Origin of the sequence: Bradyrhizobium sp. CSS354 (assembly GCF_029051725.1) — a bacterium.
Taxonomy (GTDB): domain Bacteria; phylum Pseudomonadota; class Alphaproteobacteria; order Rhizobiales; family Xanthobacteraceae; genus Bradyrhizobium.
The window spans coordinates 91,229-109,234 of record NZ_JAACFU010000019.1 but is presented as its reverse complement, the minus strand read 5'-3'; the positions used below and the strand labels follow the sequence as shown (position 1 = coordinate 109,234).

The following is an 18,006-nucleotide window of genomic DNA, read 5'->3' as shown; positions in this document are numbered from 1 at the left end:
CGGGCAAAGGTTAATGCCGTAACGCTCCCGCTCCTCATGGTGAGGGGCGCGTCTTCGCGCGTCTCGAACCATGCAGGCCCTGCTCTCGCCCGCGGCGCATCCTTTGAGACGCCCGCTCCGCGGGCTCCTCAGGATGAGGAGGGGTATTATTCAGCCTTGATGTCGGCGGCCTTCACGATCGGCCACCATTTCTCGGTCTCGGCCTTCTGGAAGGCTCCGAGCGTTGCGGGCGTTTGCTGCTCGGACGGAGGAATCTCCTGCCCCAATTCGCCAAACCGCTGCTTGACGGCGGGATCGGCAAGCACGGTGACGATGGCCGCGTTGAGCTTCGTGACGATCTCCTTCGGCGTGTTCTTCGGTGCCCAGATGCCGTGCCAGTAGGAGATGTAGAGACCGGGCAGCCCCGCTTCGTCGACAGTCGGGATATCGGGCGCGGAGGCGAGCCGCGTCGGCGAGGTTACCGCGAAAGCCTTGATCGCACCGTTCTTGTAGTGCGGCAGCGAGTTCGAGGCCTGGTCGAACATGATGTCGATCTGCCCGGCCACGAGGTCGATCATGGCAGGCCCCGCGCCGCGATACGGCACGAACTGGAAGTCGGTGCCGGTTCTCTCCTTGAAGAAGACACCGGCAACGTGGGCACCCGTGCCTGCGCCGGCCGTGCCGGCAGTCACCTTGCCGGGGTTGGCCTTCAGCCACCCGATCATCTCTTTCAGATTGTTGGCCTCGAGCGACTTCCGGCCGACGATGAGCTGCGTGCCCATCGCGATCATCGCGACCGGCTCGAAATCTGCGATCACGTCATAGGGCAGCTTGAAGATCGCGCCGTTGAGCACATGCGTGCCCCAATGGCCGATCGTGATCGTGGTGCCGTCAGGCGTTGCGCGCGCCACGCGGGCGCCGGCGATGCTGCCGGAGGCGCCCGCCACGTTTTCGACCACTATCGTCGCGTGCAATTCGGCGGCGATGCGTTCGGACAGGATGCGCGCCAGCGTGTCGGTCGGACCGCCCGCCGCGAACGGCACCACGAGAGTGATGGGGCGCGATGGGAACGGCTGCGCTCTCGCTGGAGCAGTCCACGCTGCACTTCCGAGCAACGCACAAATGACGATCACATGACCGCGCAGTCCAACCCACCGCCCCCGCATCAATCTCTCCCACCCTTTTTGTCGCCCGCATGTTGTCAGCGGGCTGGAGCCGGAGTGAACGCTGTCGAACGGATGGAGGCAAGCCGGAAATGATGCCAGACCGCTTAGGACATGTACTCATAAACTCGCGCTGCACTTCGTGTGAGGTCCGCCCTGCCTCCGATACCGGCCGTGTTGGCGCACCTCACCCTAGGTCCGAGTTGGGCCAATAGGCGACATTTTGAGCCCATCCAATCCAATCGTTCGGCGTACTTTTGAAATAGCAATCGGAACTAGGAAACACTGGGAAGTCCGCGCGTTTAGGGAGACGGGGCAACACACTGGAGGAAAGCATGCGAACAACAACTCTCGCGATGATAGTCGTTGCCGGAAGCGCGATTGCCTTCCAAGCAGTGGCCCAACAGCAAAAGGCCGCACCTAGTGAGCAAACCAAGGAGGAGATGCACCGTGGTGTAGACAGTGGGCTCAAGACTAGCGAGCCCAACGAGCAGATGCAGCGTGATGCAGACAAGGGGCTCAAGACACGCAATTCCGGACAGTCCGGGTTCGTGGCAGATCAAGACAAGCCGGGCGCTTCTGCGCACCCTCCGGGCCGGCCGGAAAGCGAACAGACCACCGGTTCGGGTAACCAGACCGGCGCTCCAAAATAGAGCCGCTAGCGCTCACGTCGGCGGCGAGTCCAAATGTCCGTTTTGGGGTCACAAGCGACCTTCGACCGGATGCACCGCGAGGTCGGGCACGGGCCAATAGCCGACATCGGCTATCATCTAACAGGGATGCCAGCCGCGACGACGTCACTCACGGGTCGGTTTCGGTTTATTCAGCCACCATCTTCGAATTACCAGAAGCTGCCCTGCGCACAACGCCAGTCCCAATGCAGCCATCATCACGTAAAGAGCGAGATTCGCAACCAAGCCTATAGGGTGAGTTTCATGAGTGATGATCTGCCAGTGGCGGAGGTTGTCCACCCCGCGTCCAAAGGAGACGAGCAGTCCTCCTGTCGTGTACCAGTTGCACAGCTGGGCAAGCCCTATCCAAGCTACCAATACGCAGGCGCCCCGACCGGCGACAAAACCGCCGATCGATTTTATTATGGTCAGCCACCCCGTCATAATCCGTGATTTTGCCATCCTTCAGCAAACTGGGTCATCTCCCAAATTGAACCGAAGCTAACAAAGGTTGAAGATACAGGAATAGATCGTCGGCTCTTGCCTGCTGACGTTATCCCTACAGGGATATCCGCTTCGGGTCACAGCCGCCGATCACACGCAAGGTGGGAGACTTCCGCTTTGGATTGGTAAGCCGACGTTTAGGGGTGCACGCCCTATCCTGCCGCTCGACGCGGCGTCAGATGAGCGGCGCTATCGGCCGGCGGCGCGATGTGCATCAGGATGGTCTGGGTGGCGGATGCGACCTCGATGCCGTTGTGCTGGAAACGCTGCTTCATGCGGCGGTTGAATTCGCGCTGCACCGGCCAGCGGCCGGCCTCGGTGCAGCGGATCTGGCCGACGATCGACACCATGGCGCCGTCGACCTTGTCGATGCCCCAGAGCTCGAGATCGCCGCGGATCAGGCTGCGGAATTCGACCTCGCGGCGCATCTCGTCGACGATATCCTTGAGGATCTGGCCGGCGCGGTCGGTGTCCTCCTTGTAAGCGACGTTGACGCTGACGGATGCATTGCCGGCGCCGCGGCTGGCATTGGTGATGGTCGTGACCGCGCTGAACGGCACGATGTGCACGGCACCGTCGCCGGCCCTGAGCCTGATCGTGCGGATCGAGACGTTCTCGACCACGCCCGATAGCCCCGACACGCTGACGCTGTCGCCGACCTGGACGGTGTTCTCCAGCAGCAGGAACAGGCCGGTGATGAGGTCCTGCACCAGCTTTTGCGAACCGAAACCGATGGCGATGCCGACGATGCCGGCGCCCGCCAGCAGCGGCGCGACATTGACGCCGATCTCGCTGAGCGCCGTGAGGCCGACGACGGTGGCGATCACGCACAGCAAGGCCGTGCGAAGCATCGGCTGAAAGGTCCGCAGCCGCGCGGCGCGGGCATAGTGGCCGTCGCGCGACAGCGAATTGATCTGGCGGTCCAGCAGCGCGTTGCTGGCTTCCCAGATCGCCGCCGCGATGAATACGGCAAGTCCGATCGTCACCACCGCCGAGATCAGCCGGCTGCCGATCTGGCCGCCATAGAACCAGACGATGGCGTCGACGCCCCAGACTTCGAGCACGGCCACCAGACCGATGAAGGCGATGACGCCAGATACGATCTTGCGCAGCAGCGGCAGATAGCGGTTGGCGCGGATCTCGAGGCCCGGAAAGCGCTGGAGGATCTCCGGCTTGATGCGGAAGCCGCGGTCGATCAGGCCGAGCGTCAGCATGATGGCGACGCGCGTGATCAGCGCCACCGCGATGGTGCCGACGAAATATTGCAGCAGCAACGAATAGCCGTTGCGAATGTTCAGCGCCCACACGGCCCACAGCGCCAGGTCGAGCGCGATGGCGAGATAATGCCAGCCGCCCGCAATGCGGTTGCGCAGTCCCGCCGCGATCCCCTGCCGGTCGGCCGGCGCGCGGATGGCTTCGGCGACCTGGCGGCGGCATTGCAGGATGATCACGACGATGAAGAGATGCACGACCAGCATCACCATGCGCAAGAGCGCGGCATAGCCGCCGCGATGCAGGCCGAGCAGCAGCGCCACATTGGCAAAGGCGATGCCGGAGACGCCGACACCGACGATACGGCGCGCCCAGATCTCGATATAGGCGGCGGTTTCGGCCTTGACCGGAAACAAGCCGAACGGCCCCGCCAGCACACGGACCACACAGATGAGCCCGCGCGAGAACGCATAGGCGTTGACGACCGCGAGGATCACGAGGCGGACGGTGGTGGGCTCGCCGATCTCGGTGCCGAGCAGCGCCGTGGCGACGCCGACAAAGACCAACACGGGTAGCAGCTCGAGCAGGAAGCGTCCCAGCACGAGGGGCAGCCGCAGCATGATTTGCCAAGCCCGCGCCAGGCTGTGGCGGCGCCTGTGCAGTTCGGGGGCGGGGGTGACATCGGCCACGGATGACGGCGGATCGGCAATGGGCAACACCTGCACCGGCAGACGGGCCGTTTGCGGCATGCGCCCTTCCAGGAACGCGACGGGGCGCCGGATCAGACGGAACATCACCCATTCGGCGCAGAAAGCAGAGCCGAACACCAGACCGAGCTTCCAGGCGATCTCGATCAGGAGATTGTAGGCCGCGGGATCGTTCGCGGTCCGCACGATCCAGTAATAGAACGCCGGGAAATGCGTGAGCGTCCTGGCCATATCGGCGACGTCTCGCGAAATTTCGCCGATCTCCTCGGACACGGTGAGCATGAGCTGCGCACCGAGGCCGTCGGCCGCGAGCGGGATCGGCGATTTTGGCTCGGGCGCCGGCTGCTGCGGACCGGACGCATTGGCAATCGCACGCAGCGTGTCGATCATCTGCGTGCGCTTCTTGTCGTCCTGCAGCGTTTCCAGCGCCCGCTTGGCCTCATCGGGCGACAACGCGGCAGCGCTGTTTGCCGCAGGCGCAGGCGGCGCGGCGCAGACGCTGGAGAGAGACGAGATCGCGATCAAGAGCGCGGCGAGAAGCGCGGAGGCAAGCTTATGCGACACGAGGGATTCCCTGGGAAAATGAATGCGACGGCGACGTCGGGCCCGTCACCGCCGAAGCACATGCATCATGTCGGATCGACGCTATTCGCCCGGGCGCTGTGTCGGAAGTTGGCCACTGAGGCGACATTCTCTTGGCATTTGCCGCGGTGCAGGAAGCGGGAACCGCGGACTCAAGCCGGGAAGTGCAGCGATCGGAATGCGGGCACGCGCAAAACTCCTCCCGTCATTCCGGGAGTCGGCCCGGAATGACGGCGATGAGGAGGAGGAGAGAAGTAAGATGTCAAAAGCGCGGCGGCCTTGTCACGGCCATCCGACATGATCGCTGTGATGCGATCGATGTGATGCAAATACAGCGCCGGGCAGGTAGGGGCTATGCCACACTGATGCAGCCCACTAGACCTTGGCCCGGCGTGCCGTTCGCGTTTCTGCCGCTATGCGATAGTCCGAACGAGCTCCATCGCACTTAACGCGGCTGGTTCTGCGGAGGTGGTGTCATAGACCTCCCCTTGCTCTTGATGTGGACGTTGCGCGTCGCTTGTTTGCGACCATTGGGATGGTCCTCCCGTGACGCAAGACTGTCAAGCAAGATCAATGGCGCGCAAATCACATTTGAGGGCGCGTTCCATTCCAGCGCGACGGATTCACCGCTGCCGAAACACGAGAAGTGGACGAGTTACGAGACTGCCCTTCCCGCAAATGTAGAGCGCGTCTGCTACGGGTTGGCGCGTGGGTACTGAGGGATTGGGGATGATGACATCATACCCCTGTTTTGCCCGACGAGTCAAACCGCTTCGACAAATCCGCAATCGATCGAGCTGGCCTTCAAGTCATTGATTTCGCTATCCCCGGCTACTGTGCATGGGGTTGTTTTCGCGTTTTTTGTTTCTTGTCCGCCTTCTCCTCCTTCTCCAGCGCCTTGCGCACCTCGTCGAATTCGCCCAGCGAGGCCTTGTCGGCGCGGGGGAAGCGCAGATCGAGCTTTTCGAGCGCCGCGACGATGGCCGACCCGATCACGACGCGGGCGAACCATTTGTGGTCGGCCGGCACGACATACCACGGCGCATGCGGCGTTGCCGTGTGCCGGACGATGTCCTGATAGACCGCCTGGTAGCGCGGCCACAGCGCGCGCTCCTTGATGTCGTCCATCGAGAACTTCCACTGCTTGGCCGGCTCCTCCAGCCGATCAAGGAAGCGCTCGCGTTGCTCGTCCTTGGACAGGTTGAGGAAGAATTTCAGCACCACGGTGCCGTTGCGCGCTAGATAGCGCTCCCACGCAGAGATGTCCTCGAACCGCTCCTTCCAGATGTTCTTGGTGAGGACCTTCTGCGGCAGCTTCTCCTTGGCGAGGATCTCCGGGTGCACGCGCGTCACCAGGCATTCCTCGTAATGGGAGCGGTTGAAGATGCCGATATGGCCGCGCTCCGGCAGCGCGACCGCGTGGCGCCAGAGGAAATCGTGGTCGAGCTCCTTGCTGCTCGGCGCCTTGAAGGCACTGACTGCGCAGCCCTGCGGATTGATGCCCTCGAAGATCGCCTTGATCGCAGAATCCTTGCCGCCGGCGTCCATCGCCTGGAACACGATCAGCACCGACCAGCGGTCCTGGGCGTAGAGCTTCTCCTGAAACGCGATCAGCCGCTTCTTGTTGGCCTCGAGAATCTCCTGCGCCTTCTCCTTGTCGAGGTCGCCCTTCTCGTCGGTCTTGTGGTCCTTGAGATGAAACTTGCCCGAGCCATCGTAGCGGAAGGGCGTGATGTAGCGGTCAAGTTCCTGGGCGAGCGATTTGGACGGCTTCTTGCTCATGAGCGCGGGGCACCTTGCGTTGCGGCTTCAATCGGTCGAGCAAGCTACCAAGGATGCCCTTCGGAAGGAATATGATGAAAAGCACGAGCAGCACGCCGTAGACGAGATTGTCCCAGCCGACCGCCTTGGTGCCAAAGCCGATGCGCAAGGTCTCGGCCAACATAATCGTGATGACAGCGCCGAAGGTCGGGCCGAGCGAGACGAACAGGCCGCCGACGATGGCCGCGAACACCATCTGGAGCGACACCGCGATGCCGCTGACCGTGTCTGGCGTGATGAACATCTGGTACTGGCAGTAGATCGCGCCGGCCAAGGCCGTCATCAGCGCGCTGAGCAGTGTGATCTTCAGCTTCTCCGCGGTCACGTCAACGCCGGCGGCGGCCGCGGCGTCCTCGTCCTCCGAAATCGCCTCCAGCGCATAGCGGGCCATGCTGCGGTCGACCCAGTGCCAGACCACGATGCCGAAAAGCCAGACCCCGAGCGCGATCAAATACCAGGTGATCTTGTCGTCGAATTGCAGCGCCCAGAGCTTGGTCCCCGCGGCCCGGTTCGGCGTGTAGCCGAGCGAGCCGCCGGTATAGTCGCGCGTCGCCGTGATGACCTGGAGCACGATGCCGGAGAGCGCGAGCGTCACCAGCACGAAATAGTGCCCGGTGATGCGGAAGCGAAAGCAGGGATAGCCGACGATCAGCGCCAGCGCGCCGGCTGCGACCATGCCGATGGGGATGCCGATCCAGGGCGACCATCCCAGGTGATTCCAGAGTAGCGCGGTGACATAGGCGCCGATTCCCATGAACCCGCCATGGCCGAGCGAGACCAGGCCGAACCGCCCCATCATCGACCAGGACGTATAGGCGAACGACCAGATCAGGATCAGCACCAGGATGTGCAGATGATAGGGATCGCGATAGACGAAAGGCAGCGCGACCAGCGCCGCCAATCCCACCGCCCAGGCTGCAAGTCGTCCCCGCCCCATCATCGGCGCTTCGCGAGCAGGCCCGCGGGCCGGATGAACATCATGACAATGAAGAAGGCGAAGGCGAGCACGTAGCCCCATTCGAGATCGGAGAACAGGCCGCCGAGCGAGATGATCTCGGCGAACACGAAGGCGGCGATGAAGCCGCCGATGAAATTGCCTAACCCCCCGAGCACGCAGATCAGGAAAGTGATCGGCCCGAACGACAGGCCGACGAAGGGATGCACGTCATATTGCAGCACAAGGAGGCAGGCGGCGAGCCCGGCCAGCCCCCCGCCGATCGCGGAGGTGATGAGATAGATCCGCTTCGTGTCGACGCCCATCAGCGCCATGATCTGCCGGTCCTGCGAGATCGCCCGGATCGCGGTGCCGGTGAAGGTCCGCGTCATGAACAGATAGACCGCGACCATGCCGACCAGCGCAGCCAGGAAGGACAGAAGTCGTGCGTAGCTGAAATTCATCTCGCCGAAGGCGAGCACCGGCAGGCGGATGCCGAGGTTGCGGAAGTCGATGCCGAAGGCGACGGTGGCAAAGCTCTGCAGCACGAACAGCACCCCGCCGGTCGCGAGCAACTGGTTGATCGGCGGCGCGGTGAGCAGCGGCGCGATCACGAGGTAATGCAGCGCCGCGCCGAGTACCGCGACCAGCAGGATGGTGAGCGGCGCGGCGAGGAAATAGCTGATGCCGTAATACTGCACCAGGAAATACATGGCGTACATGCCGATCATCACCAGCTCTGCGTAGCAGATCCAGGTCACGTCGATGACGCCGAAGATCAGATTGAGCCCGAGCGCGAGCAGCGCCAGCACGCCGCCGAGCAGGATGCCGTTGATCACGGCCTCCAGCAGGTAGATGTCGAAAATGTCTAAAAACGCTTGCATGCCCGCATGAACCTCACACCCCGAGATACGCTTCCTTGACCGTGTCGCTTGCCAGCATCTCGGCCGAGGTGCCTGAGGACCTGATCGTGCCCGCCTCGATCAGGTAGGCACGATCGACCACCCGCAGCACCTGCTGCACATTTTGCTCGACGATCAACACGGTCAGCCCGCTGGCGCGGATCCGCTTCACCAGCTCGAACACCTGCTGCACCACCACAGGCGCGAGCCCTGCCGACGGCTCGTCGAGCAGCAGCAGCTTTGGATTCGACATCAGCGCGCGGCCGATGGCGCACATCTGCTGCTCGCCGCCGGACATGGTGCCGGCCATCTGGTGGCGGCGCTCCTTCAGGCGCGGAAACAGTTCGAACACCACGTCCAGCCGTTCGGCGTAGTGGTCGCGCGCCTCCTTCATGAACGCGCCCATCTTGAGATTGTCGTCGACCGAGAGCTGCGGAAACAGCCGCCGATTCTCCGGCACATGCGCGATCCCGAGGCTGACGATCTTGTGCGGCGGCGTGGCCACCACGTCCACGCCCTCCATTCTGATCGAGCCACGCGAGGGACGGATCAGGCCGGAGATGACGCGCATCAATGTGGTCTTGCCGGCCCCGTTCGGCCCGATGACGCCGACAGCCTCACCCGCCCTCACGTCGAGATCGAGATCGAACAATGCCTGGAACGTGCCATAGCCGGCATTGACACCGCGGAGCTCCAGCATCACTGCACCCCCGCGCGGCGGCGCGCTGCGGCGGCCGCGGCCTGCGTGGTCTCGGCATCGGTGCCGAGATAGACCTCGATGACACGGGGATCGCCGGCAACGGCACTCGGCAAGCCTTCCGAGATCTTCTCGCCGTGGTCGAGCACCATGACGCGATCGACGACTCGCATCAGCACGCCCATGATATGCTCGACCCAGATGATGGTGATGCCGAGCTCGTCGCGGATGTTGCGCAGCATGTCGGCCGCCTGCCCCATCTCGGCCTCGTCGAGGCCGCCGAGGCTCTCATCGGCCAGCAGAAGTTTTGGCGCGGTGGCGAGCGCTTTCGCCAGTTCGAGCTTCTTCAGGCCGGCTGCGCCCAGACCATCGACGCTGGCATGGCGATCGGTCGGCAAGCCGACCATCGCCAGTGATCGCTCGGCCGCCTCCTCGGCCCTGGCACGGCTGTGGCGGCCCTGGCCGTAGAATCCGGCGAGCGCGACGTTCTCGAAGATCGTCAGGCGACGAAACGGCCGCGGGATCTGGAAGGTGCGGCCGATGCCGCTGTTGATGATCCGGTGCGGCGGAAGGCCTGCGATCTCGGAGCCGCCGAACAGGATCGAACCGGACGTCGGCGCCAGCGTGCCCGAGAGCATATTGAAAATCGTGCTCTTGCCCGAGCCGTTGGGTCCGATCAGGCCGAGGATCTCGCCCTGATCGACTTTGAACGACACATTGTTGACGGCGGTGAAGCCACCAAACCGCTTCACCAGCCCGCTGACTTCCAGCACCGTCCCGCTCTCCTCTCTGCGCGCATTGGCGCTACTGGTTGCTGTAGGTGGTGCCCTTCGGCAGCGGCAGCACGGCCTCGCGCTGCGCCTGGCTCTTGGGCCACACCACGGAGGACTTGTCGTCGATGTACTGGATCACGACCGGGAACGAGCGCTCGTTCTGTCCGGCCATCGGCGTGCCCTCGCCGTAGAATTTGACGCCGAAGCCGAGCATGGTGCCCCCTTCGGGAATATCGGTGTCGAGTGCAGCCTTACGCAGCGCATCCGGATCGACCCCGCCATATTTCTTGATCGCGCGCGGCAGCACGTCATTCATGAACACATAGGTGTTGGACGCACCGATGCCGACATGCGCCGAGCGGATGGCGACGCCGGGCCGGATCTTGTCGAATTCCTCGCCGACCATCTTGATCACAGGCGGAAGCTTGGGGTCCATGGTCTTCTGGTTGGCAAGCCAGATCGAGATCGGGTCGGTGTTGAAGATGTAGGTGGCATCAGCCCCCATGCCTTCCTTCAGCTTCTCATAGACGCCGTAACCCGCGCCGTGCCCCATCAGCGCGCCGAACTTCAGCCCCTGCTCGCGGGCCTGACGCAGCAGCAGCGTGATATCGGGGTTGTAGCCGGTGTGGAAAATGACGTCGGGCTTGGCCCGCTTCAACTTGGTCACCAGCGCGGAGAGGTCAGGCGCGGTGGCCGAATAGCCCTCCTTCATCACGACGTTGAAGCCCGCCTTCTTCGCGCCGGCCTCGTTACCCCTGGACACGTCGACGCCATAGGCGCCGTCCTCGTGAATGATGGCGACGCGCAGATCCTTCGGCTCCTTGTCGAACTTCGCCTTGGCGTTCTGCGCGATGAAATCCATCGTCATCATGCCGAACTGGTCGCCGCTCGCCTGCGGGCGGAAGACGTATTTATAACCCTTCTCGTTGAACACGGCCGACGAGATGCAGGTCGTCATCCACATGAACTTCTTGAGCTGCTCGACGCGCGCCGCGACCGGCACGCATTGCGCCGAGGAGAAGAAGCCGAGCACCATGTCGACCTTTTCCTGCTCGAGCAGGCGGACGGATTCGTTGATCGCGATGTCAGGCTTGCTCTGCGCATCGGCGTAGACCGCTTCGATCTTGTAACCCTCGACGCCGGTCTTGGCGAAATGGTCAAGGACGATCTTTGCGCCGATATAGCCGAGCTCAGAGCCGCCGCCGGCGAGAGGCCCGGTTAAATCGAAAACGACGCCGATCTTGATCTTCTTCTCTTTGACTTGATCTTGGGCCTGGGCGCACACTGCCAAGCCCGTCGCTGATATCGCGACCAACAGCCCACGTACCAAACGGGCAGCCCTGCGCACGCGCATCAAAACCTCCCTGGACGATTGTGCATTGCATTCTTTGTAGGTTTGCAATTTTGCCCATCACATGGGCTGAGCGCAGCGATGTCAAGCCTCGCGCATCAGCGCAACGCGAACTGCTGCTCGACGAAGGCCGTGACAAATCGCGGCATGGACGGCGTGAGATCACTCATGCCGCGCACGAGATGAATGGCCGAGAGCTCTGGCTCGGCCTCGCCCGCCAGATTGGCTTCGATCCGCGCACGCGCCACATCACCCGGCATGTCCAGGTTGATAATTTTCAGCATTGCAATCGCGGGACCAGTGACGACGCAGTGCCAGTCCGGCTCGACCCGATAGTCGGTCGCGGTCAGGCCGGTCTCTTCCTCGAGTTCGCGGATCACACTGCCGGGAATGTCGAGCGTGTCGCCCCTGACGTCGTCGAGATCGGGCGTCCCCGAGGGGAAATAGATCCGGCCTGCATTGGCGGTGTGCTGCGCCATCTCGCCCATCACGAATGCGCCGTCGGACGTGCGCAGCGCGCCCATGCCAAAGCCGTTGAACACGGCCTTGTCGGGAAAGCCCCAGTCGCGCCAGGCGAGGAAGCTCGCGAAATCGGTCTCGAAATAGGTCGCGGCGAGATGGCCGTCGGTGAACATTGCATCGCGCCCGAGCAGGACGCGACCGTTCCAGAGCTTTGGCCGCTCGCGCTGCTTCTCGGCGAAATGCGCGGCGATCTCGGCGCGCCGCTCCTCCGCGAACGCCCAGACGATCGGCCGCACGGCAAGTTCAAGCGTCGTGACCCGATGAATGATTGGTGACGTCATGACGCCTGATGACCACGCCTTCGCGTCGGTTATTTGGCGCTGCCCGTGGTCTTCTTGGCCTGCTCGACGTACTTGTTGGTGAAGGTCTTGCTGACGTCGATCTTGGCGTTCGCCACGTCGGGCGATCCGACGCTGAACACCGCGAGCACGGCGTCAGCGCCCTTCGGGTCCATCTTGCCGGTCTCGGAGTACATCGGGATCGTGTTCTTGAGGGCCGCGAGATAGAGGTCCTTGTTCTTGCCGACCGTCTCCTCCGGCATCTTCGCCATGATCTCCTCAGGCGAGTGCGAGTGGATCCAGGCGAGCGTGCCCAGGATCGCGTTGGTGAGCGCCTGCGTCTCCTTCTCGTGGCCGGCAACCCAGGCCGCGGTCGAGTACAGCGCGCCGCCCGGATATTCGCCGCCGAACGTCTCGAGCGTATCCTTTTGCGTGCGGGTGTCCGAGAGGATGCGCAGATCCTTGTGGCTGCCCTGGAGCACGGTCACGGATGGATCGAGCATCACGGCGGCGTCGATCTGGCCCTGCTCCATGGCGGCGACCGCAGTGGCGCCGAGGCCGACGCCGATCACGGCGGTGCTGGCGGGATCCACGCCGTTCTTCTTCAGCATATACTTCAGGAAGAAGTCAGTGGAGGAGCCGGGCGCGCTGACGCCGACCTTCTTGCCGGCGAGGTCCTTGATCGACTTGATCTCGTTGGTGTGCGAGGGCGAAACCACCAGCACGAGGCCGGGATAGCGGTCATAGACGACGAACGCCTGAAGCTCCTGCTTCTTGGCCGCGAGGTTGACGCAATGGTCGAAATAGCCGGAGACCACGTCTGCGCTGCCGCCGAGCACGGCCTTGAGCGCGTCCGAGCCGCCCTTGAGGTCCACGAGTTCGACATTGAGGCCGGCCTTGTCGTATTCGCCGAGCTGCTTGGCCAGCACCGTGGGCAGGTAGCACAGGCAGGAGCCGCCGCCGATCGCGATGGTGACCTTGCTTTGCGCCGCGGCAAGACCGGTGGTGAGCGTCAGCGCGAGCAGCGCGCCCGCGAGCCTGGCTATCGTGTTCTTCATTGGTTTCCTCCGTTCGGCTGGCGGCACCATAGAGCAGCCGGACTGGCTTGAGAAGCAGGACCGAAGGCGCTGGCCATCGGCCTTTCGGCGCAATAGCATGAGCCCACAAGAACAATTCTTGATGGGGAGGATCATCCATGAATCGCCTTGCAATCGGACTGTCGATCGCCACCGCTTTTGCCGCCGGATGCGGCGCAACCCACCTGCTGCGGCCGGCGCTGGCCGCGGAGAACATCACTCCGCAAATCATCCACACCGGCGAGATGGAGGGCGACGCGCTCGGAAACGCCAACGCCGTCGGCTTCCGTTCCAAGATGTTCGCGAGTGCCGACGGCGCCACCATCTCGATCCAGGTCGGCAATGTGCCCAAGCACATGCATCCCAACACGAACGAGATCCAGTATATTTTGGAGGGCACCGGCACGATCTGGTTCGGCGACAAGGAGGTCACGGTGAAGCCGGGCGACCTCGTCATCATCCCGAAGGGGACGCCGCATGGCGGCACCAAGCCGATCAGCGGACAGGTCAAGGCCATCGCGATCAAGACGCCGCCGCAGGCCCCCGACGACACCAAGTTGCTGGATTGATCGATCCGGGGCTCGCGCGGCGCGCGGGCCCCTTGCGGCCTAGCCGCGTCCGTCCACGGTCGGGCGCCAGACCAGCAGTCTCCGCTCGACCAGCGTCACACCAAAATCGATCAGAATGACAAAGGCCGACAGCACGAACATGCCGGCGAACACCCCGGCGACGTCGAAGATGCCCTCGGCCTGCTGAATGAGATAGCCGAGCCCCGCCGCCGATCCCAGATATTCGCCGACGACCGCACCGACCACGGCAAAGCCCACCGACGTGTGCAGGGATGAGAACATCCACGACAGCGCCGAGGGCCAATAGACGTGCTGCATCAGCTGCCGCTCGCTCATGCCGAGCATGCGGCCGTTGTCGAGCACGGTGCGGCTGACCTCCTTGACGCCCTGATAGACGTTGAAGAACACGATGAAGAACACCAGCGTCACGCCGAGCGCGACCTTGGACCAGATGCCCAGTCCAAGCCACAGCGCGAAGATCGGCGCCAGCACGACACGCGGCAGTGCGTTGACCATCTTGACGTAGGGATCGAACACCGCGGCGACCAGCGGCTGGCGCGCGAACCAGAAGCCGATCAGCACGCCACCGGCCGATCCGATCACGAAGGCCAGGATCGATTCTGTCAGCGTGATGCCGAGATGCTTCCAGATCACACCGGACGAGAACCATTTGACGATCTGGGCGAAGACGTCGACCGGGTTGGAGAAGAAGAACGGCGGCAGCAGGATCTTGCCGAACACGGGCACGGTCGACAGCAATTGCCACAGCGCGAGGCAGACCACCGCGACCAGCACTTGCAGCGAGAGCAGCGTCAGCCGCGACATCACACAGCCTCCGCCGCTTGCGTGGACTGCGCATAACCCTTCATGACTTCGTCCTTGAGCACGCTCCAGATTTCGCGATGAAGCGCATGGAACTCCTGGTCCAGGCGCACCTCAAAAATGTCGCGCGGACGCGGCAGGCTCACGCGCCAGTCGCCGATGATGCGGGAGGACGGCCCCGTCGACATGATCACGACGCGGTCGGCGAGCGCGATCGCCTCCTCGAGATCATGGGTGACGAACAGCACGGCTTTGCGGTCGGCGTTCCAGAGGTCGAGCAGCAGGTTGCCCATCACCTGCCGGGTCTGCGCATCCAGCGGCCCGAACGGCTCGTCCATCAGCAGGATCTTTGGATCGCGGATCAGCACCTGCGCCAGAGCCACGCGCTTGCGCTGTCCACCCGAGAGCATGTGAGGATAGCGGTTGGCGAAGGCGCCCAAGCCAACCGAGGTCAGCCACTTTTGCGCCCGCGGCAGCGCCTCGCTGCGCGGCGTGCCGCTGACTTCGAGCCCGATCGCGACGTTGTCGAGCGCGGTCATCCAGGGGAACAGCGCATCGGCCTGGAACAGATAGCCGGCATCCCGGTTCAGCCCGGCAAGCGGCTGGTCGAATATCCTGACGCTCCCGGCAGCCGGCTTCAGCAGCCCGGCCGCGACGTTGAGCAGCGTCGATTTCCCGCAGCCGGTTGGGCCGACGATGGCGACGAACTCGCCCTCTCCGACCGTCAGATTCGCCTTCTCCACCGCCGTATAGACCCGCTCGTCCCCCAGCCGGAACGCGACCTTGGCATCTTCCAGCGCCACCGCCGTAAGCGTCGTCATGTATTCCCTCCGAACTTGGCCCGATGCCTTACCCGCTCGCGCAGCCAAGTTCAATCAAGCCGCCAAGCGTGCTACGCATGGGCCTCGTCATCCCCTGCCCCACGGGCGGGTTAGCGCAGTGAGCCCCGCCCGATGCCCTCCAGGCCGATGATTGGCTATGCCCACGTCACCAAGAGCTTCGGCGCGCTCAAGGCTGTGGACGATGTGTCACTCGACATCGCCGAAGGCGAGTTTGTTGCCGTCGTCGGCGGCTCGGGTTCGGGCAAGACGACGCTGCTGCGGCTCGCCAACCGCCTGATCGAGGCGGATGGCGGCGCGATCACGGTCGAGGGCGACGACGTGCAATCCGTCGATCCGGTCGCGCTGCGGCGCCGCATCGGCTACGTCTTCCAGAGCGGCGGGCTGTTCCCGCATCTGAGTGTCGCCGACAATATCGGGATCACGCCAAAACTGCTCGGCGTCCCTGCGGCGGATATCGCAACGAGGGTCGATGAGTTGCTCGAACTCGTGCAGCTCGACCGGTCCGCGCATCGCGAGCGGTTGCCGGATGCGCTCTCGGGCGGCCAGCGCCAGCGCGTCGGCGTGGCGCGGGCGCTTGCGGCAAGGCCCCGGATCGTACTGATGGACGAGCCATTCGGCGCGCTCGATCCCCTCACCCGCGATGCACTCGGCGACGATTTTCGCGAGCTGCACCGCAAGCTCGGCCTCACCACCGTGATGATCACCCACGACATGACGGAAGCGATCCTGCTCGCGGACCGCATCGCCGTAATGCGCGGCGGGAAGCTGCTGGCGCAGGGCACGCCAGTGGAGCTCTCGAAAAGCAATGACGCCTACGTGCTGGAGTTGCTGCGGACGCCGCGTCGCCAGGTCGAGCGATTGAACGCGCTGCTGCCACAGAGCGGGGCGGCATGAGCCTTTTCATCGATCCGCGCTGGGGCGAGGCGCTGGGGCATTTGCCCGACTATCTCGGCAACCACGTCCGGGTGAGTCTTGCCGCACTTGCGCTCGGCCTGATGGTCAGCCTGCCGCTGGCGATCCTGACTCGCAACCGCCCCACGCCGCGCGCCGTGCTGCTCGCGCTCGCCAGCATCGTGCAGACGGTGCCCGGACTGGCGCTGCTCGCGCTGTTCTATCCGCTCCTGCTGCTCGCGGCCTCCGTAACGCTGGCCTGGTTCGGCGTCTCCTTCTCCGCTTTCGGCTTCCTGCCGGCGATGCTGGCGCTGGCGCTCTATTCGATGCTGCCGGTGCTGCGCAATGGCATCACCGGCCTCAACGGCATCGATCCCGCGCTGATCGAGGCCGCGAAGGGCGTCGGAATGACCGCACCGCAGTCTCTGGTGATGGTCGAACTGCCGCTGGCTCTCCCGGTGATGATGGCTGGCATCCGTACCGCCGCAGTGTGGGTGATCGGCACCGCGACGCTGTCGACCCCGATCGGGCAGACCAGCCTCGGCAATTACATCTTTGCCGGGCTCCAGACCCAGAACTGGGTGTTCGTGCTGTTCGGCTGCTTTGCCTCGGCCCTGCTGGCGCTCGCCGTCGATCAACTGCTCGGGCTGATCGAGAGCGGCCTGCGCTGGCGCAACCGCGTGCGTACAGCGCTTGGCGCGGCCGGGATCGCCGCACTGGTCGTCGCAACATTGGTGCCGACGATGGAGCGCTCGTCACAGAACTATGTCGTCGGCGCCAAGACGTTTGCCGAGCAGTATGTGCTGTCGGCGCTGATGCGGGACCGGCTGCAGGCGGCCGGTCTTTCCGCCGTCGCACGATCCGGTCTCGGCTCGAGCGTGATCTTCGAGGCGTTGAAGGCCGGCGATATCGATCTCTATGTCGATTATTCCGGCACGCTCTGGGCCAATCAGCTTCACCGCACGGACATCAAGCCGCGCGCGGAGCTGCTGGCGGAGCTGCAGACAACGCTTGCGAAGGAGAACATCACGCTGCTGGGCGAGCTCGGATTCGAGAACGCCTATGCGCTGGTGATCCCGAAGAAGCGCGCCGAGGCACTTGGCATCCGCACCATCGCCGATCTCGCCGCGCATGCTTCGACCCTGTCGATCGCCGGCGACTATGAGTTCTTCTCGCGACCCGAATGGGCGGCGCTGCAAAAGGCCTATGGCCTCTCGTTCCGCGCCCAGCGCCAGATGCAGCCGGACTTCATGTATGCGGCCGTCGCCAGCGGCGAGGTCGATGTCATCGCGGGCTACACCAGCGACGGGCTGATCGCAAAATACGATCTCGTTGCGCTCGACGATCCCAGGCACGCGATCCCGCCCTACGACGCCATCCTGCTGCTGGCCCCGAAACGGGCCGGCGACGAGCGGTTGCAGGCCGCACTGAAACCGCTGCTCGGCAAGATCGACATCGCGACCATGCGCGAAGCCAATTTACGCGCCGCCGGCAATGATGCGAATTCGTCGCCGGATGCGGTGGCGAAATGGCTGTGGGAGAAGGTGGGTGGGCGGTAAGCCGCGCCATTCATTCGATGTCGTCCTGGCGAAGGCCAGGATCCATCACCCCCCACAAGGCAATTGTCGAAGTCCGATAGCCACGATTTCGTTGGAACCAACACATTTTGCCAACGATAAATCACGCGGTATGGGTCATGGCCTTCGCCAG

Annotated in this window: 16 protein-coding genes; 4 read left to right on the top strand and 12 right to left on the bottom strand. The window is 63.8% G+C overall.

Annotated features, from left to right (window positions below; genetic code table 11):
- Nucleotides 1-146 precede the first annotated feature (146 nt).
- A complete protein-coding gene (locus GWG67_RS32065) occupies nt 147-1,145 on the bottom strand; it encodes a tripartite tricarboxylate transporter substrate binding protein (RefSeq protein WP_275173520.1) in 999 nt (332 codons plus the stop codon).
- 332 nt (nt 1,146-1,477) lie between these two features.
- Between GWG67_RS32065 and GWG67_RS32060 the strand changes: the two genes are divergently transcribed.
- The gene (locus GWG67_RS32060) at nt 1,478-1,795 is read left to right on the top strand and encodes a hypothetical protein (RefSeq protein ID WP_275173519.1); all 318 of its coding nucleotides are present in this window, start codon (nt 1,478-1,480) and stop codon (nt 1,793-1,795) included.
- Nucleotides 1,796-2,469: 674 nt separating this feature from the next.
- On the opposite strand, the gene GWG67_RS32055 is transcribed toward GWG67_RS32060, so the two are convergent.
- From GWG67_RS32055 to GWG67_RS32015, 9 genes are all read right to left on the bottom strand, one after another.
- A complete protein-coding gene (locus GWG67_RS32055) occupies nt 2,470-4,800 on the bottom strand; it encodes a mechanosensitive ion channel domain-containing protein (RefSeq protein ID WP_275173518.1) in 2,331 nt (776 codons plus the stop codon).
- An 849-nt stretch (nt 4,801-5,649) separates the two neighbouring features.
- Complete coding sequence (locus GWG67_RS32050; protein WP_275173517.1) at nt 5,650-6,600, bottom strand: polyphosphate kinase 2 family protein; 951 nt, start codon at nt 6,598-6,600, stop codon at nt 5,650-5,652.
- A complete protein-coding gene (locus GWG67_RS32045) occupies nt 6,560-7,579 on the bottom strand; it encodes a branched-chain amino acid ABC transporter permease (RefSeq protein ID WP_275173516.1) in 1,020 nt (339 codons plus the stop codon). The genes GWG67_RS32050 and GWG67_RS32045 overlap by 41 nt, the downstream gene beginning before the upstream one ends.
- Complete coding sequence (locus GWG67_RS32040) at nt 7,576-8,457, bottom strand: branched-chain amino acid ABC transporter permease (RefSeq protein WP_275173515.1); 882 nt, start codon at nt 8,455-8,457, stop codon at nt 7,576-7,578. The genes GWG67_RS32045 and GWG67_RS32040 overlap by 4 nt, the downstream gene beginning before the upstream one ends.
- Before the next feature lie 13 nt (nt 8,458-8,470).
- On the bottom strand, nt 8,471-9,175 hold the full coding sequence (locus tag GWG67_RS32035) for an ABC transporter ATP-binding protein (RefSeq protein ID WP_275173514.1): 705 nt from the start codon (nt 9,173-9,175) through the stop codon (nt 8,471-8,473).
- Complete coding sequence (locus GWG67_RS32030; protein WP_275173513.1) at nt 9,175-9,945, bottom strand: ABC transporter ATP-binding protein; 771 nt, start codon at nt 9,943-9,945, stop codon at nt 9,175-9,177. Before GWG67_RS32030 ends, GWG67_RS32035 begins: the two co-directional genes overlap by 1 nt.
- 31 nt (nt 9,946-9,976) lie before the next feature.
- Entirely contained in the window at nt 9,977-11,299 is a 1,323-nt protein-coding gene (locus tag GWG67_RS32025) for an ABC transporter substrate-binding protein (protein WP_275173512.1), read from the bottom strand.
- Nucleotides 11,300-11,394: 95 nt separating this feature from the next.
- On the bottom strand, nt 11,395-12,099 hold the full coding sequence (locus tag GWG67_RS32020; protein ID WP_275173511.1) for an NUDIX hydrolase: 705 nt from the start codon (nt 12,097-12,099) through the stop codon (nt 11,395-11,397).
- Nucleotides 12,100-12,128: 29 nt separating this feature from the next.
- Complete coding sequence (locus GWG67_RS32015; RefSeq protein ID WP_275173510.1) at nt 12,129-13,154, bottom strand: ABC transporter substrate-binding protein; 1,026 nt, start codon at nt 13,152-13,154, stop codon at nt 12,129-12,131.
- A gap of 137 nt (nt 13,155-13,291) precedes the next feature.
- On the opposite strand from GWG67_RS32015, the gene GWG67_RS32010 reads away from it, so the two are divergent.
- Entirely contained in the window at nt 13,292-13,741 is a 450-nt protein-coding gene (locus GWG67_RS32010) for a cupin domain-containing protein (RefSeq protein ID WP_247288096.1), read from the top strand.
- Nucleotides 13,742-13,780: 39 nt separating this feature from the next.
- On the opposite strand, the gene GWG67_RS32005 is transcribed toward GWG67_RS32010, so the two are convergent.
- Together GWG67_RS32005 and GWG67_RS32000 are read right to left on the bottom strand one after the other, a co-directional pair.
- Complete coding sequence (locus GWG67_RS32005) at nt 13,781-14,566, bottom strand: ABC transporter permease (RefSeq protein WP_275173509.1); 786 nt, start codon at nt 14,564-14,566, stop codon at nt 13,781-13,783.
- The gene (locus GWG67_RS32000; protein WP_275173508.1) at nt 14,566-15,384 is read right to left on the bottom strand and encodes an ABC transporter ATP-binding protein; all 819 of its coding nucleotides are present in this window, start codon (nt 15,382-15,384) and stop codon (nt 14,566-14,568) included. The genes GWG67_RS32005 and GWG67_RS32000 overlap by 1 nt, the downstream gene beginning before the upstream one ends.
- A gap of 132 nt (nt 15,385-15,516) precedes the next feature.
- On the opposite strand from GWG67_RS32000, the gene GWG67_RS31995 reads away from it, so the two are divergent.
- Both GWG67_RS31995 and GWG67_RS31990 read left to right on the top strand, forming a co-directional pair.
- The gene (locus GWG67_RS31995) at nt 15,517-16,299 is read left to right on the top strand and encodes an ABC transporter ATP-binding protein (protein ID WP_275173507.1); all 783 of its coding nucleotides are present in this window, start codon (nt 15,517-15,519) and stop codon (nt 16,297-16,299) included.
- Complete coding sequence (locus tag GWG67_RS31990) at nt 16,296-17,855, top strand: glycine betaine ABC transporter substrate-binding protein (RefSeq protein ID WP_275173506.1); 1,560 nt, start codon at nt 16,296-16,298, stop codon at nt 17,853-17,855. Before GWG67_RS31995 ends, GWG67_RS31990 begins: the two co-directional genes overlap by 4 nt.
- Nucleotides 17,856-18,006 lie beyond the last annotated feature (151 nt).

What these genes read in the sequence shown, in the direction of transcription:
- GWG67_RS32065 (WP_275173520.1), bottom strand. Translation starts at nt 1,145, where the DNA reads ATGCGGGGGCGGTGGGTTGGACTGCGCGGTCATGTGATCGTCATTTGT.
- GWG67_RS32060 (WP_275173519.1), top strand. Translation starts at nt 1,478, where the DNA reads ATGCGAACAACAACTCTCGCGATGATAGTCGTTGCCGGAAGCGCGATT.
- GWG67_RS32050 (WP_275173517.1), bottom strand. Translation starts at nt 6,600, where the DNA reads ATGAGCAAGAAGCCGTCCAAATCGCTCGCCCAGGAACTTGACCGCTAC.
- GWG67_RS32045 (WP_275173516.1), bottom strand. Translation starts at nt 7,579, where the DNA reads ATGATGGGGCGGGGACGACTTGCAGCCTGGGCGGTGGGATTGGCGGCG.
- GWG67_RS32040 (WP_275173515.1), bottom strand. Translation starts at nt 8,457, where the DNA reads ATGCAAGCGTTTTTAGACATTTTCGACATCTACCTGCTGGAGGCCGTG.
- GWG67_RS32035 (WP_275173514.1), bottom strand. Translation starts at nt 9,175, where the DNA reads ATGCTGGAGCTCCGCGGTGTCAATGCCGGCTATGGCACGTTCCAGGCA.
- GWG67_RS32025 (WP_275173512.1), bottom strand. Translation starts at nt 11,299, where the DNA reads ATGCGCGTGCGCAGGGCTGCCCGTTTGGTACGTGGGCTGTTGGTCGCG.
- GWG67_RS32020 (WP_275173511.1), bottom strand. Translation starts at nt 12,099, where the DNA reads ATGACGTCACCAATCATTCATCGGGTCACGACGCTTGAACTTGCCGTG.
- GWG67_RS32015 (WP_275173510.1), bottom strand. Translation starts at nt 13,154, where the DNA reads ATGAAGAACACGATAGCCAGGCTCGCGGGCGCGCTGCTCGCGCTGACG.
- GWG67_RS32010 (WP_247288096.1), top strand. Translation starts at nt 13,292, where the DNA reads ATGAATCGCCTTGCAATCGGACTGTCGATCGCCACCGCTTTTGCCGCC.
- GWG67_RS32005 (WP_275173509.1), bottom strand. Translation starts at nt 14,566, where the DNA reads ATGTCGCGGCTGACGCTGCTCTCGCTGCAAGTGCTGGTCGCGGTGGTC.
- GWG67_RS32000 (WP_275173508.1), bottom strand. Translation starts at nt 15,384, where the DNA reads ATGACGACGCTTACGGCGGTGGCGCTGGAAGATGCCAAGGTCGCGTTC.
- GWG67_RS31995 (WP_275173507.1), top strand. Translation starts at nt 15,517, where the DNA reads ATGCCCTCCAGGCCGATGATTGGCTATGCCCACGTCACCAAGAGCTTC.
- GWG67_RS31990 (WP_275173506.1), top strand. Translation starts at nt 16,296, where the DNA reads ATGAGCCTTTTCATCGATCCGCGCTGGGGCGAGGCGCTGGGGCATTTG.